Raw genomic sequence first — 13,546 nt, 5'->3', positions numbered from 1 at the left:
CCTACTTTTAAATTTGCCATTGGAAGCCGACCATGACTTGGCTGGCGTTTGTACCCGAGTCGGTTGATTTAAAGTCGCTGGCGACGCCTTTGGTCAACAGATCGCCGTATTGGTAGGCGGCAAAAATTTTGGCGTTGTGGCCGTCGATGATGTAGTTGACGCCGCCTTCGTAGACTTCGCGGGTGCTGCTGGTGCTGGGAGCGACATTGACGTAGCGCAGATAAGGTTGGAACTGGCCGATGCCGATTTTTTGCGGGAACAGATACATGCCGCTGACATCGTAGGCATTGCCCTCAAACATGCCGAAGGTATTGCTGGAAAAAGGCACGTCGGCATCACGGCTCGCCTGGCTGAAGCCATTGGAAATGCCGTAGTTTTTGTATTCGCCGTTCAGAGTAACGACGCCGCCGCCGGGTAAGACTTTTTCCATCAACACGTCGGCGGTGGTGCCGCGAAAGTTGCCCGGATCAGCCGCCGTGCCGGCGCCGCCTTCTTGATATTGATTGGAGACGCCGACCGTCAAGATATCGCCGCCTTTACCGTAATAAGTGCCCGAGGTGTAGTAGCCGGGGTTTTTTTCGACGTCCCAGAAGTTGTAGGCGAAGCGCTGTGCGTAGAGAATGTTGTGGTTTACGTTGGCGCCGCCGCGCAAGCCTCGGAAAAAGCCGGCCGCGTATTGGAAACGGCCGTCGAGTACCGCACCCCAGAAGGTGACACCGTCGTCGCGGCCGAATGAGCCGGCCGAGTTGCCGTTGGAACCGATGGTCAGGTTGTAGTCTGCCGGCTCGAACGGCGTGCCGGCGGAGAAGATGTTATACACCGCACTGTAGAACGGACCGTTCATCTCGCGGCGTTCGGCCGGGACCAGCATCCGGCCTACCCACAAGTTGGCGTAAGGGGTGACCTCGAACTTGCCGATGGCGTCCAGCACCCGGACTTCACCGCCGTTGCCGCAGGTTTGGCAGTCGGTGTTGAATTCCACTTTCAGGTACTTATGGATCTGACCGTTGATGTACAAACGGATATTGTCCAGGTTGAAATCGTTGTTCCATTTTTCGCCATTGGCCCCGGCGCCGCTTTCCTGGGCGCGGAAACTGGTTCTTAAACCGGCGCCGACGCTGACCCATTTGGTGTCGTCGATTTTAAACGTCGCTCCGGCCAGCGCTTCCGGCGCTTGGCTCAGGCCGAGGGCGCTTAGCGCCACGCTACCGAGCATCTTGGCGGCCCGGCGATTGTGCTTGGGTGGATTGATGCCTGTCATTACATTCCCCTGGTTTGGATTGAAAACTGCCGGGATTGGCGGTCCGGCGTTCGAAGACTTCGGGGAGATTTTTGAATTTTGTCGCTACCCGCCACAATCGGGTAAATGACTCATCAGTTATTTGACGTATGGCTGTAAAAGAACGGCTTCCCGTAGAGTAAGCCCCCAAGAACCGAGGGAAATTTATGAATTCGACACTAGAAATTGGGCCTGAACGGCCGGCCGGTAATTCGTTGGTCATGAAATATACGAGCGGCTTCAGCCGCGATCGATATATGGATTCGGCTCGAAAACCGCTAATGTACCGGATGGCCGGTTTGGCGTTGGCCGCCGCCGCATGGTTGGCTCCGCCGACGCCCGCGCTCGCAGCCGACGCCGTCAAACCCTTGCAAGCCGTGGCGTTTAGCGTGGCCGACGACAATCTGCGCCAGTTTGGCTTTGCATTGGAATCGGCGGCATTGGCCGATCGGGTCAGGGCCAATCTGGCCGAATGGGAATTTCCGTTGCCGGGGCAAGGGCCGTTCAGCCATGCGTTACAAGCCAAATTGGGTAAGGTCGCCCGCCGGGAAACACCGGTCGGCTTCTCGTTTTCGTCCGGCAATTCCGACCCGCGCGCCGCCGAGTTTCAAAAAGCCGACGTGTTGCCGATCACCTGCACGCTACGCGATGCCGGCAATCAGGCGGTGTTGATCGAACGCGAGTCCACCTTCAGCGCTCATGCCTTCGGCAAGGACGTCGCGCAAAGTTACGTGACCGACAAATTGGTCGATCAAATCAGCACCGCGTGTCTGGACGTGCTGGAACACGCGCCGTTGCCGAAAACCGAAGGCCGAGTGAAGACCGCGTTGTTCAAACCCAAGTGGATGCCGGACGTGCGGGTGGAGGTTCGGGAGATTCCGGCGGCCGCCAGTGGTGGCGAAGGTTCCGGCACGCCGGCGGCAATCGGCGACGAGCCGAAGAAGGAGGTGATTATTCACAACCAAGGCAATCCGGTGATCTTTACGTTTGGGCATGAAAGGAAGTAACGCTTGTCTTGCTCGCAGGGATGCGGGACGTCCAAAACACCGTCGAGCGTTAGACTCGGTCGTTGCCGGCTGAAGCGTTCGCTAAGAGGGGAACATTTACTGAGTGGAGTCGGTCGCTGAGCGGAGCTGAATCGTTCGCCGAGCCGAGCCGAGCCGGTCGCTGAGCGGAGTCGAAGCGTTAAGCCCGAGGCGCGAACGGCCGCCGCCGACGATCAGTTATAATCCGGGCCATCAGATAGGATGAGGATTAGCCATGAGTACCTACGAAACCGACTTCTACCGTTGGACCCACGAACAGGCCGCGGCAATCCGAGCGGGGCGTTTCAACGAATTGGATCTACAAAACATCGCCGAGGAGTTGGAAAGCATGGGCCGAAGCGAAAAACGGGCATTGGATAGCCGCTTGACGGTTTTATTGGCGCATTTGCTGAAGTGGCGGCATCAACCGGCACGGCGCGGTAAAAGCTGGCAACTGACGATTAAGGGGCAACGTCTCGCGGTGGTCGATGTGCTCGACGATAATTCGGGGCTTGCCGCTAAATTGCCGGAAATCCTAGCCCATGCCTATCGGCGAGCCGTCATCGACGCGTCCAGCGAAACCGGACTTGACGAGGAATTGTTTGCCGGCGATTGTCCGTGGACCTTCGATCAAATCGTCGATGCCGGGTTTTTTCCGGAGTGAATTGTCGTGGTGCGGCGTTGGTTTTGTTGTAAGGGTTTTGATGGTTTTGATGATTTGTGTCGCTGGCGCGACGGGTTTTTAAATGCCGGTTCGCGGACCGGCAACCGCGATACTTTTCTTTGCTTGGCCTCGGCAATCGCTCCTGCATTGCTCTACCTCCTGCATCCATGCAGTCGAAAGAAAAGTATCCAAAAGAAAGGCGGCCCCATGCCGCTTATATCCTGCGCTCCTACGGGTTTGAGCGGGGTTTTTGGAAGGGCTATCCATAGCCCTCCAAAAACGCGCGGCATCCCTGCCGCGCCCCTGTCGGGCACCACCGCTCAAACCCTCCGGTGCTCGGCGCGGCATCAGGGGATTAACCCCGTCGCGAGATGAAAGGTCGGCGGGTAGTTTTGCAAATTTGGATAAATGGTTCTGATGTAGGATGTCACAGAAATGGGAGGCGAAAGAATCCCAAACAACGCCCGTCTCGCTCAGTTTATTCTCTGGACCTAACAAATTATATTTTTTATGAAAAAACCGGCCGCTATTAATTGGGTTGTATCGCTTTTGTATCGGGTGGCTTTATTGCTTTGGGGGCCCACTATAAAAAGCTACATCAATTGTCAGTTTAAGCATTTTTTGTCGGAATATTATAGGCACTCGCAGAAAGAATGTTTATCTGATTATATTCAAACAATTATAAGTTCCTATAAAGAAGGCATCATTGTTCTAGGTTGGAGTGATGTTTGTGCCTTAAGAGTCGCTATTATTGATAAATTAAATGTTAGTGAACTAAAAATTGAGGAGAAACATTTAAAGCTGAGATTTAAGTCAATAGCTGATGATGATCAATATCATGCGTACGAGGAGTTTGTTAATAGCTCTGATGCCTCGGATGAAGTCTTTTTGCGCAGTCAAGTTGTTTATTTAGCAAATCGCTTGTATTGGGCCTATGCGCTTGCCACTAAAGGTCATGAGATTCGATCTTGCGTTAGCGTTGTAGTGTCAATCATATTTATTTTGTTGCTTTTTTTTATGTTTGCATATTCTCATGTTTATGCGGCACCTGAAAAACATGATCTTCTAGTTTCTGTTGCGTGCTTTGGCGCGTTTGGCGCATTTATTAGTTTCCATAGAAGGATGTCTCGTCTAAAAATCCATAGTGAAACTTTTTTATCATTTCTTCAGCTAAGAAGTGGCTATTTTGATGGGGTATCTGCACTTTTTTCAGGAGCTTTATTTGCATTATTGGTATTGATATTGTGGGAGTCCGGTGTTTTAAGTTATATTTTGCATGGTGTTTTTAGTAAGGAGCTATTAGGGGTTATTTTGCCTGAAAAAACGCCATATGAATTAGGTTGTCCCACGAATATACCAAGTTTGTTTCTATGTATGAGCACCAATAGTTCACAAGATTTTGCAAAGCTACTCGCTATTTCTTTTTTGGCTGGGTTTGCTGAGAAATTGATTCCTGATGCTATTGATGGAATTGTTGACAGAGCAAAGCCTAAACAATAGTTCTAGTAACGTAGGGTGGGCACACGCTTTTTGTGCCCACGCGGAAACGCCAAAACCCTGATTTAAGCGCCGAAAATTAACAATCGAAATGTCCCGCTACCGCCGCTCGAAAAATCCGGGTGCAACGTATTTTTTCACGGTGGTGACGTATCGGCGGCAGGCGATTTTATGTGATGAACCGATACGGGAGGCTTTGCGCAAGGCGATTGCAAGCGCTCGCGTGAAACGACCGTTTTTCATCGACGCCTGGGTTTTATTGCCGGATCATTTGCATTGTATTTGGACATTGCCGGCGGACGACGGAGATTTTGCAACCTGCTGGAGCGTGATCAAGCGGCAGGTGAGCTTGGCATGTGTCGAAGCGTACCGGCGGGCCGAATGGATTAGCGTATCCAAACAAAAACACCGAGAATCGAACTTATGGCAACGCCGGTATTGGGAGCATCAAATTCGCGATGACACCGTTTTTGCCCGACATATGGATTATGTTCACTACAACCCGGTGAAACACGGCTATTGCCGGCGAGTCAACGAATGGCCTTATTCGACGTTTCATCGGTATGTTAAGGAAGGCGTTTATCCGATGGATTGGGGAGATGGCGTTGATGTTGCGGTTGCGGGGGAATGAAAGGTTTGTCCGCGTGGGCACATAAACCGTGCCCACCCTACGAAATCGGGATGGTTTTTATCCCCTGATGCCGCGTCTTTAAAGTATCGCGGCTGCCGGTCCGCGAATCGACATATCAAATAGCCGTCGCGATAGCGACACCAAACCATGAAAGCCATCCACCAAAACATCACCAAAATCCGCCGCGACTACAACCTGCTGGTCGCAAACGAAACCCTGGAAGATTACGCGCTCCGCTACGCCCCGCGCAGCTTCCGCAAGTGGTCGGAGTTCGAAGTCGCCAATACCGCCTTCGGCTCGACCTCGTTTCTGGTGCTGGAAGCGATCGGCGGGTTTTTGTCGATCAACTACGGCTTCACCAATGCCTTTTGGGCGATCATCGCGGTCGGCGTGGTGATCTTCATCACCTCGCTGCCGATCAGCTATTACGCGGCCCGCTTTCATATCGACATCGACTTGCTGACCCGCGCCGCCGGCTTTGGCTACATCGGTTCGACGGTGACCTCGCTGATTTACGCTTCGTTCACCTTCACGCTGTTTGCGTTGGAGGCCTCGATCATGTCGCTGGCGCTGGAGTTGTATTTTCAAATACCACTGGCCTATGCTCACGTGATCAGCGCGCTGATCGTGATTCCGCTGGTGACCTTCGGGATTACCACGATCAGCCGGATGCAGTTGTGGACCCAACCGGTGTGGCTGGCCTTGCTGATCGCGCCGTATATCGCGGTGGCGCGGACCGAGCCGGAAGCGTTGATGACGTTGGAGACCTATTTTTGGATCGCCGGCAGCGGCCAGGGCTTCGATTGGCTGCTGTTCGGCAGCGCGGCGACGGTGGCCTGTTCGATGGTGGCGCAGATCGGCGAACAGGTGGATTTTCTGCGCTTCTTGCCGGACAAGACTCCCGAGAACAAGTGGCGCTGGTGGGCGGCGATGCTGAGCGCCGGGCCGGGCTGGGTGGTATTTGGCGTGCTCAGGCAGTTGTTGGGCGCCTTGTTGGCCCATTTGGCGATACGCCACGGCATCGCCCCGGAACATGCCCACGAGCCGACCCAGATGTATCTGGTGGCCTACAACGAACTGTTCGAAGATCCGCGCTGGGCCTTGGCCGCGACCGCCTTGTTCGTGGTGTTGAGCCAAATCAAGATCAACGTCACCAATGCCTACGCCGGTTCGCTGGCCTGGTCCAATTTCTTCTCGCGGCTGACTCATAGCCACCCCGGCCGGGTGGTGTGGTTGCTGTTTAACGTGATGATCGCGTTGCTGTTGATGGAGTTTGGCGTGTTTGGCGCGCTGGAAAAGGTGCTGGGACTGTTTTCGAATATGTCGATCGCCTGGATCAGCACGGTCGCGGCCGAGTTAATGATCAACAAGCCGCTGGGCTTAAGTCCCAAGGAAGTCGAGTTCAAGCGGGCGTATTTGTCCGATCTGAATCCGGTCGGCATGGTGGCGACCTTCGTCGCGTCGGTGGTGTCGATACTGGCTTACGTCGGTTTGTTCGGCGAATGGCCCAAAGCCTTTTCGGCGTTCATCGCGCTGGGCCTCGCGTTCGCGCTGGCGCCGTTGCTGGCGTGGTGGAGCAAGGGCCAACATTATCTGGCGCGCGACCGCGACGAACACAACCGCTACGCCCGCAACACTTGTTCGATTTGCGAGAACGAGTTCGAACACGACGACGTGGCCTATTGTCCGGCCTACGCCGGCAGCATTTGTTCGTTGTGCTGCACGTTGGACGCGCGCTGTTTGGACGCCTGCAAGGTGGGGTATCGCTTCGACGATTATCTGGAACGTCTCGCCAAGCGCGGCTTGCCGAATTTTCTGAGTCTGTACGTGCGCCTGCGGCTGTTGCGCTTCGGTTTGTTGTTTGTGTTTCTGTCAGTGTTGACCGGGATTTTCGTCAGCATCATTTACTACCAGGATTTGTTGAGCATTCGCCAGGATTGGCCGGCCTTCCAGTTATTGCTGAACAATTTCCTGAAAATATACGCCTCGTTGCTGGTGTTCATCGGCCTATGCACTTGGTGGCTGATCTTGAATGCCGAAAGCCGCAAGGTGGCGCAAGAGGAAACCGCCAAGCAGACCCAGCTGTTGTTGCAGGAAATCGAGGAGCATCAGAAAACCGACTTGAAATTGCAACAAGCGCTGAAAATGGCCGACGCCGCCAATCAGGCCAAGAGCCGTTTTCTGAGCAGCATGAGTCATGAAATCCGCTCGCCGCTGAACAGCATTATCGGCTACGCCCATATTTTGAACCAAGACCCCAGCATTCCGGAGCACCGGCGCCAGGCCGTCGATACCGTCAAGCGGAGCGGCGAGCATTTATGCGCATTGATCGAGGACATTCTGGATATCGCCCGGATCGAGGCGCGCAAATTCGATCTGAAGCAGGAACCGTTTAACTTTCCGTTGTTCATCGAGCACTTGGTGCATACCTACCAGGCACAGGCCGAGGACAAGGGCTTGCGCTTCGTTTGCCAGATCGGCAACACCCTGCCGCAGCGAGTGCGCGGCGACGAAAAGCGGGTGGGGCAGATATTGATCAACTTGCTCGGCAACGCGGTCAAGTTTACCGACAGCGGCGAAATCGTGCTGCGGATAGGCTATAGCGGCGGCGTCGTCAATTTTCAGGTGATCGATACCGGCGCCGGCATAGCGGATGAGCAAATGCAAAATATCTTCCAGCCCTTTACCCGGCTCAATCAGCCGACCGGCAACGCGGTGGCCGGCAGCGGCTTGGGTTTGACGATCAGCAAGATCTTGACCGAAGTGATGGGCGGCGAAATAACGGTGAAAAGCCGACTCGGCGAGGGCTCGACCTTCAGCGTGCGCCTGCTGTTGCCGAGTTTGAACGTCGATGCCGAGCCGGAACCGCGCGCGGACATCGTCGGCTATCACGGCGTCCGCCGCAAGATTTTGGCGGTGGACGATCAGCGCGAGCATCGCGATTTGCTGCGGGCTTTGTTGGAGCCCTTGGGCTTCGAGGTTTGCGAAGCGGATTCGGGCGAGGAATGCCTGGTTCGGGTAGCCGAGCAATGTCCCGATCTGGTGATGTTGGACATTTCGATGACCGGTATCGACGGCATCGAAACCGCGATCCGGCTGCGCGAGCAGGGTTGGGCGATGCCGATCATCGTGCTGAGTGCCAATGCCTATCCCAGCGATCGTTTGGCGGCGCTGAATGCCGGTTGTAACGACTTTCTGGCCAAGCCGGTCCGGGTGGGCGATTTGATGGACAAATTGAAACTGTATCTGGCGCTGAGTTGGCTGTACCGCGATGAGGTCGCGGCGGTCGAACCGGGCGTTCGGGCGGCGTTGGCGGTGCCGCCGGAACCTCTGTTGCAGGGCTGTGTCGATTGCGTAAGGATCGGCGATCTGCTGGCCCTAAAAAAACAATTGGACGAACTGGCCGCGGCGCATCCGGACTATGCCGGCTATTTTGCCAAACTGAAAACACTGGCCGGCGAGTTCCGGGTCGGCGAACTACGCAAATTGTTGAATATGAACCCGAAAACGCAGGAGGCACGATGAACGGCACCTATGGCAGTAGTGGCACGGTCTTGATCGTCGACGATACGCCGGGCAATCTGGCTCTGTTGTCCGATACCTTGTCGGAAGCCAATTACCGGGTCTTGGTCGCCACCGACGGTTGCTCGGCGATCGAACAAATTCAATACGTCAAACCCGACATCATTTTGTTGGATGTGATGATGCCCGGCATCGACGGCTTCGAAACCTGTAGCCGGCTGAAAGCCGATCCGGCCACCGCCGCGATTCCGGTGTTGTTCATGACCGGCCTTAGCGAGCTGGACCATTTGTTGCGCGGTTTCGGCGAAGGCGCGCTGGATTACATCGTCAAACCGATCCGGCCGGCCGAAGTGCTGGCGCGCATCGAAGTGCATCTGACTCAAACCCGCAATCTGCTGCGGGCCGAAGGAGTGCTGGACGACGGCGAATTCGCCGCGCTGGCGGTCGATGCCGGCGGCCGGATCGTCTGGTTGACGACGGCCGCCGCCGCCTGGCTGGCGGATTTTAAGCGCGGGCAGGGCGAGGCGGGGGCGTGCGGACTCGGCGATGCGTTGCCGGGCCGTTTATTGGCCTGGTTCGCTAACTGGCGCGGCGACGGCGGCAAGGTGCCGGACGAGGAAAGCTTTGGCGCGGCGGTTGGCTTCAGCGTTGAGATCGGCGTTTGCCACCACCCGGACGAATATTTGTTGCTGCTCAGGCGCGAGGACGACGGCGCCTGGAATCCGGAACAATTGCGCGAGCGCTTGAAATTGACCTTCCGCGAAGCCGAAATTCTGATGTGGATTGCTCGCGGCAAAACCAACAAGGAAATCGGCATTATCCTCGGCAGCAGCCCGCGCACAATCAACAAGCATCTGGAACACATCTTCGAAAAGCTCGGCGTCTCGACCCGCGCGGCGGCGGTTGCGGCGGCATTGCAGAGCGGTTGAGCCATAAAAAAGCCCGCGGCCGGATCGGCGGCGGGCTCTTCGGCGCGGGCGATCGCCGGCTTAGGGCATGTACATGCCGCCGTTGACGTGCAGGGTTTCGCCGGTGATATAGGAGGCTTGCTCCGAGGCCAGGAAGGATACCGCGTGGGCGATTTCTTCCGGCTGACCGAGGCGGCCCAGCGCGATCGCGCCCAACAGGCTGTTTTTGATGTCGGCACCCAATTCCTTGGTCATGTCGGTATCGATGAAACCCGGCGCGACGGTGTTGACGGTGATGCCGCGCGAGCCGACTTCCTTGGCCATCGACTTGGCGAAACCGACCATGCCGGCCTTGGCGGCGGCGTAGTTGGTTTGGCCGGCGTTGCCGGTCGAGCCGACCACCGACGAGATATTGATGATGCGGCCGTACCGGGCCTTCATCATGCCGCGCGAGACGGCTTTACACATTCTGAACACCGAGGTCAGATTGGTGGCGATGATGTCGTCCCATTCCTCGTCTTTCATCCGCATCAGCAAGTTGTCGCGGGTAATGCCGGCGTTGTTGACCAGCACGGCCGGCGTGCCGAATTCGTCGCCGCTGATTTTGACGAAGTGCTCGATATCGGCGGCGTCGGCCACGTTCAGCTTGTAGCCCTTGCCGTTGTCGCCCAAATACGCGGAAATGGCGTCGGCGCCGGCGGCGGAGGTGGCGGTGCCCAGCACGTGGAAGCCGTCGGCGGCCAGTCTTTCGGCAATGGCCCGGCCGATACCCCGGCTGGCGCCGGTGACGATGGCGATTTTTTTATCCATTCAATTGCTCCACAACGTTGGCTAGGGTGTCCGGATCGTAGACCGCCAAGTGGGCGGCGTCCGGGGCGATGCGTTTGTTCAGGCCCAGCAGCACTTTGCCGGGGCCGCATTCGACAAAGGCGGTCACGCCTTGTTCGTGCATGAATTTGACGCTCTCGACCCAGCGCACCGGTTTGAATAGTTGTTCTTTCAGCGCATAGCGGATGACTTCCGGCGAGCCGTGCGATTTGACGTCCGCGTTGTGGATCAACGTCATCGCCGGCATGTCCAGCGCGGTGTTTTCCAGCAACGCCGCCAGTTGGCCGGACGCGGCTTCCATTAAACCGCAGTGCGAGGGCACGCTGACCGGCAGTTTTAACGCGCGCTTGGCGCCCAGTCCTTTCAGAGCGTCGATGGCTCTATCGACCGCGGCGGCGGCGCCGGCAATCACGACTTGGCCGGGGGCGTTGAAATTGGCGGCCGCGACGATTTCACCGTTGGCTACTTCGGCGCAGGTGTTAACTACTTGGTGGTCTTCCAGGCCGAGGATGGCCGCCATCGCGCCCTCGCCGGCCGGCACGGCTTCCTGCATCAGCCGGCCGCGTTCGGCGACCAGTTTGATCGCGTCTTGGAAATTCAGCGCGCCGGAGCAAACCAAGGCGGTGTATTCGCCCAAGCTATGGCCGGCCATCCAGGCTGGACGGATCGTGGTGGTTTCGCACCAGACCCGCCAAGCCGCGACGCCCGCCGCCAGCATGGCCGGCTGGGTGTTGCGGGTTTGATTCAGGTCGGTTTCCGGACCGTTGGCGACCAGATTCCACAGATCGAATCCCAGTGCTTCGGAGGCTTGGGCGAAGGTGTGTTCGACGGTCGGGTGGGTTTCGGCCAGCGCGGCCAGCATGCCGATGCTTTGCGAGCCTTGGCCGGGGAAAACGAAGGCCAGATTGTAGCTTTGTGCGTTTGGATTCATTTCAGTACCGAATTAAAGCGGAACCCCAGGTAAAACCGGCGCCGAAGGCTTCCATCAGCACGGTTTGGCCGCGTTGAATGCGGCCGTCGCGCACGCCTTCGTTGAAGGCCAGCAGCACGGAGGCGGAGGAGGTGTTGCCTTGGTTTTCCAACGTGAGGATGACTTGGTCCATCGACATGCCCAGCTTTTTGGCGGTGGCGGCGATGATGCGGGTATTGGCCTGATGCGGTACCAGCCAGTCGATGTCGCTTTGGGCCAAACCGCTGGCTTCCAGGGTTTCGTCGACGATACGGCCCAATGTGTTGACCGCGACCTTGAAGACTTCGTTGCCGCGCATGCTGATATAGGGCGCTTCGTCCTGCTTGGCGGTCGCCGCGACTTGCGGGTTGGGGCAATACAACAGGTCTTCGTAGCCGCCGTCGGAATGAATATGGGTGGACAGGATGCCGGGCCGGTCGCCGGCGCTCAGCAACACCGCGCCGGCGCCGTCGCCGAACAGGATGCAGGTACCGCGGTCGCTCCAATCGACGATACGCGAGCAGATTTCGCTGCCGACCACCAATACGGTTTTGGCGAAGCCGCTTTTGATGTATTGGTCGGCGATGCTGAGTGCATAGACGGTGCCGGAACAGGCGGCCTGAATGTCGAAACCCACGCCGCGCTTGATGCCCAGGCGTTCCTGCAATAGGCAGGCGGTGCTGGGGTAGACTCGCTCCGGCGTGCCGGTGGCGACGATGATCATGTCGATGGCGTCGGCCGGCAGATTGGCCATCTCCAGCGCCTGACGGGCGGCGATCTCGGCCATGCTGGAGGCGGTTTCGTCCGGCCCGGCGATCCGCCGGCTTTTGATGCCGGTGCGCTCCTGAATCCAGCTATCCGACGTATCGACCATCGTCGAAATTTCGTCGTTGGTTCGGACGGTTTCGGGCAAGTAGCCGCCGGTGCCGATCACTTGAGACCAGATTGTCATGCCACAACCTTTTGGGCTAGCGCGATTTCCAATTTTTCGCTGATTTTACGGATGACGCCTTGCGCCACTTCGACTTCGGCCAGATGGATCGCGGTTTCGAAGGCCAACGCGTCGGCGCCGCCGTGACTTTTGATGACCAAGCCGCGCAAACCGATGAAACTGGCGCCGTTGTAAAGGCGCGGGTCGATGCTGTCCTTGAAGCGTTTCAGCACCGGATAGGCCACCAGGCCGGCCAGCTTGGTCAGCCAGTTTTGCGAAAAGCTGTCCTTGAGTTTGGAACTGATCATTTTCGCGGCACCTTCGATCGATTTTAACGCCACGTTACCGACAAAGCCATCGGTGACGATTAGATCGACCTTGGTATGGCCGGCGTTGATCGAATTGCCTTCGACGTAACCGATGTAGTTGAGCTCGGAATTTTCCAGCAATTTCGCGGCCGCCTTGACCTGCTCGTTGCCTTTCATGTCTTCTTCGCCGATGTTCAACAGGCCGACGCGGGGGCGTTCGATGTTTTCGACCGCCTTGACCACTTCCTCGCCCATCACCGCGAATTGGTACAGGTGCTCGGCGCTGGAATCGACGTTCGCGCCCAGGTCCAGCACATGGGTGTGGCCGAAGGTGGAGGGCAGCGTGGAAATGATGGCCGGCCGGTCGATGCCGGGGATCATTTTCAACACGAAACGGGCGGTCGCCATCAACGCGCCGGTATTGCCGGCGCTGACGCAGGCGTCGGCCCGGCCTTCCTGAACCAGGTTGATCGCGACCCGCATCGACGAATCTTTCTTGTTTTTCAGAGCCTTTTGCGGCGGTTCGTCCATTTCCACCACCTGCGATGCATGTTCAATGCTAAGCCGGCCGGCGAATTCGGTCAGGGCCGAGCCGAGTTTGTCCTTCAGCAAGGTTTCGTCGCCGACCAGGATCAAATTCAGTTTCGGGTTTTTCTTAGACAAACCAGCGATGCGGGTATCGTGACTTGCGGTCCGAAATCCCCGCCCATGGCATCGATAGAGAGAGTTACGCTCACGCTTGGGATTAACTCCTGTGGTCGGAAGAAGCCGACAACAGCAGAAATACCCGTCGGCTTTACGTGATGGTGAATTTGCGAAGATTAATCTTCGTCTCTGCCGGCAACGATCTGGCGGCCTTTGTAAAAACCGTCCGGGGTCATGTGGTGACGCAGATGGGTTTCGCCGGTCAGGGTGTCCTGAGACAGAGTTTTGCCGACCAATGCATCGTGTGAACGACGTTGACCGCGTCTGGAACGCGATACTTTGCTCTTTTGTACTGCCAT

At 56.9% G+C, this 13,546-nt stretch carries 11 protein-coding genes and 1 pseudogene; 6 read left to right on the top strand and 6 right to left on the bottom strand.

The features are described from left to right. Positions 1 to 7 precede the first annotated feature (7 nt). On the bottom strand, positions 8 to 1,261 hold the full coding sequence (locus tag ACP4CD_RS12465) for a hypothetical protein (RefSeq protein WP_426991158.1): 1,254 nt from the start codon (positions 1,259 to 1,261) through the stop codon (positions 8 to 10). A 185-nt stretch (positions 1,262 to 1,446) separates the two neighbouring features. On the opposite strand from ACP4CD_RS12465, the gene ACP4CD_RS12460 reads away from it, so the two are divergent. The 6 genes from ACP4CD_RS12460 (at position 1,447) to ACP4CD_RS12435 (ending at position 9,547) form a co-directional block, all read left to right on the top strand. After that, on the top strand, positions 1,447 to 2,286 hold the full coding sequence (locus ACP4CD_RS12460; RefSeq protein WP_426991156.1) for a hypothetical protein: 840 nt from the start codon (positions 1,447 to 1,449) through the stop codon (positions 2,284 to 2,286). 253 nt (positions 2,287 to 2,539) lie between these two features. Next, positions 2,540 to 2,968, top strand: coding sequence for a DUF29 domain-containing protein (locus tag ACP4CD_RS12455; protein ID WP_071155222.1), 429 nt, complete (start codon positions 2,540 to 2,542; stop codon positions 2,966 to 2,968). A gap of 510 nt (positions 2,969 to 3,478) precedes the next feature. Next, on the top strand, positions 3,479 to 4,468 hold the full coding sequence (locus tag ACP4CD_RS12450) for a hypothetical protein (RefSeq protein ID WP_071155220.1): 990 nt from the start codon (positions 3,479 to 3,481) through the stop codon (positions 4,466 to 4,468). Between the two features lie 88 nt (positions 4,469 to 4,556). Next, positions 4,557 to 5,096, top strand: a complete 540-nt coding sequence (locus ACP4CD_RS12445; RefSeq protein WP_426991154.1) for an REP-associated tyrosine transposase — start codon at positions 4,557 to 4,559, stop codon at positions 5,094 to 5,096. A 147-nt stretch (positions 5,097 to 5,243) separates the two neighbouring features. After that, complete coding sequence (locus ACP4CD_RS12440; protein WP_426991152.1) at positions 5,244 to 8,621, top strand: hybrid sensor histidine kinase/response regulator; 3,378 nt, start codon at positions 5,244 to 5,246, stop codon at positions 8,619 to 8,621. Continuing rightward, a complete protein-coding gene (locus ACP4CD_RS12435) occupies positions 8,618 to 9,547 on the top strand; it encodes a response regulator transcription factor (protein WP_313728950.1) in 930 nt (309 codons plus the stop codon). The genes ACP4CD_RS12440 and ACP4CD_RS12435 overlap by 4 nt, the downstream gene beginning before the upstream one ends. A gap of 60 nt (positions 9,548 to 9,607) precedes the next feature. On the opposite strand, the gene fabG is transcribed toward ACP4CD_RS12435, so the two are convergent. The 5 genes and pseudogenes from fabG to rpmF all read right to left on the bottom strand — a co-directional run bounded on the left by fabG (position 9,608) and on the right by rpmF (position 13,546). Beyond that, positions 9,608 to 10,336, bottom strand: coding sequence for a 3-oxoacyl-ACP reductase FabG (fabG, locus tag ACP4CD_RS12430; RefSeq protein WP_071155215.1), 729 nt, complete (start codon positions 10,334 to 10,336; stop codon positions 9,608 to 9,610). Then, positions 10,329 to 11,285 (bottom strand): ACP S-malonyltransferase, encoded by a 957-nt coding sequence (gene fabD / locus ACP4CD_RS12425; protein ID WP_064026090.1) that lies wholly within the window; start codon positions 11,283 to 11,285, stop codon positions 10,329 to 10,331. Before fabD ends, fabG begins: the two co-directional genes overlap by 8 nt. Before the next feature lies 1 nt (position 11,286). Beyond that, positions 11,287 to 12,255 carry a beta-ketoacyl-ACP synthase III gene (locus tag ACP4CD_RS12420; protein WP_426991149.1) on the bottom strand — a complete coding sequence of 323 codons (969 nt, stop codon included), beginning with the start codon at positions 12,253 to 12,255 and terminating at the stop codon, positions 11,287 to 11,289. Beyond that, a pseudogene (gene plsX / locus ACP4CD_RS12415) lies at positions 12,252 to 13,252 on the bottom strand (phosphate acyltransferase PlsX). Before plsX ends, ACP4CD_RS12420 begins: the two are co-directional and overlap by 4 nt. 111 nt (positions 13,253 to 13,363) lie before the next feature. Then, a complete protein-coding gene (gene rpmF / locus ACP4CD_RS12410; protein ID WP_064026096.1) occupies positions 13,364 to 13,546 on the bottom strand; it encodes a 50S ribosomal protein L32 in 183 nt (60 codons plus the stop codon).

The sequence above is a fragment of the Methylomonas stagni genome (assembly GCF_050154735.1).
GTDB lineage: Bacteria > Pseudomonadota > Gammaproteobacteria > Methylococcales > Methylomonadaceae > Methylomonas > Methylomonas koyamae_A.
The sequence above is the reverse complement of the archived record's forward strand: the minus strand, read 5'-3'. Positions and strand labels throughout refer to the sequence as shown.

What these genes read in the sequence shown, in the direction of transcription:
- ACP4CD_RS12420 (WP_426991149.1), bottom strand. Translation starts at nt 12,255, where the DNA reads ATGACAATCTGGTCTCAAGTGATCGGCACCGGCGGCTACTTGCCCGAA.
- ACP4CD_RS12435 (WP_313728950.1), top strand. Translation starts at nt 8,618, where the DNA reads ATGAACGGCACCTATGGCAGTAGTGGCACGGTCTTGATCGTCGACGAT.
- ACP4CD_RS12465 (WP_426991158.1), bottom strand. Translation starts at nt 1,261, where the DNA reads ATGACAGGCATCAATCCACCCAAGCACAATCGCCGGGCCGCCAAGATG.
- ACP4CD_RS12455 (WP_071155222.1), top strand. Translation starts at nt 2,540, where the DNA reads ATGAGTACCTACGAAACCGACTTCTACCGTTGGACCCACGAACAGGCC.
- fabG (WP_071155215.1), bottom strand. Translation starts at nt 10,336, where the DNA reads ATGGATAAAAAAATCGCCATCGTCACCGGCGCCAGCCGGGGTATCGGC.
- rpmF (WP_064026096.1), bottom strand. Translation starts at nt 13,546, where the DNA reads ATGGCAGTACAAAAGAGCAAAGTATCGCGTTCCAGACGCGGTCAACGT.
- ACP4CD_RS12460 (WP_426991156.1), top strand. Translation starts at nt 1,447, where the DNA reads ATGAATTCGACACTAGAAATTGGGCCTGAACGGCCGGCCGGTAATTCG.
- ACP4CD_RS12450 (WP_071155220.1), top strand. Translation starts at nt 3,479, where the DNA reads ATGAAAAAACCGGCCGCTATTAATTGGGTTGTATCGCTTTTGTATCGG.
- fabD (WP_064026090.1), bottom strand. Translation starts at nt 11,285, where the DNA reads ATGAATCCAAACGCACAAAGCTACAATCTGGCCTTCGTTTTCCCCGGC.
- ACP4CD_RS12440 (WP_426991152.1), top strand. Translation starts at nt 5,244, where the DNA reads ATGAAAGCCATCCACCAAAACATCACCAAAATCCGCCGCGACTACAAC.
- ACP4CD_RS12445 (WP_426991154.1), top strand. Translation starts at nt 4,557, where the DNA reads ATGTCCCGCTACCGCCGCTCGAAAAATCCGGGTGCAACGTATTTTTTC.